The following is a 1,463-nucleotide window of genomic DNA, read 5'->3' as shown; positions in this document are numbered from 1 at the left end:
TTAGCTTTAATCAAAATTGCCTAGGTCAAGGTAAGCTATCAGCTATCAGCTATCAGCTATCAGCTATCAGCTATCAGCTATCAGCTATCAGCTATCAGCTATCAGCTATCAGCTATCAGCTATCAGCGATTAGCGCTACGCGCACGCTTCTTGAGGTGCTATCAGCTTTTGAATAAAACAGGTAAGCATTGCTTTAATCTGAGTTACATCTTTTGAATAAAACAGGTAAGCATTGCTTTAATCTGAGTTACATTAGCTGACGGCTGACGGCTGACGGCTGACGGCTGACGGCTGACGGCTGACGGCTGAATGCTTACAGGTCAAGCATCTTATCAGCTAAGTCATCTGAATTACTATGAATACATCCAAGAGATTACTAACCCTAGTTCCAACCCTGATTATCCTGACAAGTTGTACACTTTCCGTACCGATAAATAAAGCACCAGCAAAAGAGTCCCAAGTACAAGTAAATAGAGGCTCTGACACAACTCTATTGAATTATGACGACTATGCTACTGTCCTAAAAACCCATGTCAACAATAAAGCGCTAGTTAATTACCAAAAATTGCAGCAAAATCCAGAGCAGCTGGAGACATTTAATGCCTCCTTAGGTGCTGTTGAGCCTAGCACCTATCAGTCTTGGGATGAAGCAGAAAAAATTGCTTTTCTGATAAATGCTTACAACTCCTTTACTCTAGAATCCATTATTGACCAAAACCCGCTCAAAAAGAGTATTCGGGATATTAAAGGAGTCTGGAAAGGACGCGAATTCAACATTACTGGAGAATCTAAAACCTTAGATAATATTGAACACAAGACACTGCGTGCGGAATTCAACGAACCCCGAATTCATATGGCTTTAGTTTGCGCCGCTATCAGTTGTCCTCCCTTAAGAAACGAACCTTATACTGGGGAAAAAATCGATCAGCAACTGGATGACCAGACACAGAATTTTCTAGTTAGTCCCCATGGCTTTCGTATTGACCGTCAAGAAGGTAGCGTATATCTTTCTTCCATCTTTAAGTGGTTTGGTGAAGATTGGAAAAAAACCTATGGTGTCGATGACAAATTTACTGGTAACGCCAATCAACGGGCGGTGTTAAACTTTATCAGTAACTACCTTAGTCCAGAGGATCAGGAGTATCTTGAGCGGGGGAATTACAAGATAAAATATCTGAACTATGATTGGTCTTTGAATAAACAATAAGCTGTTAGGAATTTTTATGCCTAACAGCAAGGTAGAATGCAGAATGCAGAATGCAGAATGCAGAATGCAGAATGCAGAATGCAGAATTGACAAGAGTTTCAGGGGTGGTTTCCTGATTTAATAAAAGGCAGTTTAAATGCGGGACAGCTTAACCAATAAACAATAACCAATTAACCGGTTTATTGATTAATCATTATCGGTATCCGTGTAGGAATTGTGATAATTTTTGTTCCCTGTTCCCTTTGCTATCAGGATT

The 1,463-nt window shown here is 40.2% G+C and carries 1 protein-coding gene; it reads left to right on the top strand.

Annotated features, from left to right (window positions below; all coding sequences use genetic code 11):
- Positions 1–355 precede the first annotated feature (355 nt).
- Complete coding sequence (locus tag F6K38_RS41810) at positions 356–1,207, top strand: DUF547 domain-containing protein (RefSeq protein WP_008177703.1); 852 nt, start codon at positions 356–358, stop codon at positions 1,205–1,207.
- Positions 1,208–1,463 lie beyond the last annotated feature (256 nt).

The sequence above is a fragment of the Moorena sp. SIO3B2 genome (genome assembly GCF_010692525.1).
In the GTDB taxonomy this organism is placed as follows: Bacteria; Cyanobacteriota; Cyanobacteriia; order Cyanobacteriales; family Coleofasciculaceae; genus Moorena; species Moorena producens.
This window is presented reverse-complemented; position numbering and strand designations above follow the sequence as displayed.

Coding starts and splice junctions, on each gene's coding strand:
- F6K38_RS41810 (WP_008177703.1), top strand. CDS start 356: ATGAATACATCCAAGAGATTACTAACCCTAGTTCCAACCCTGATTATC.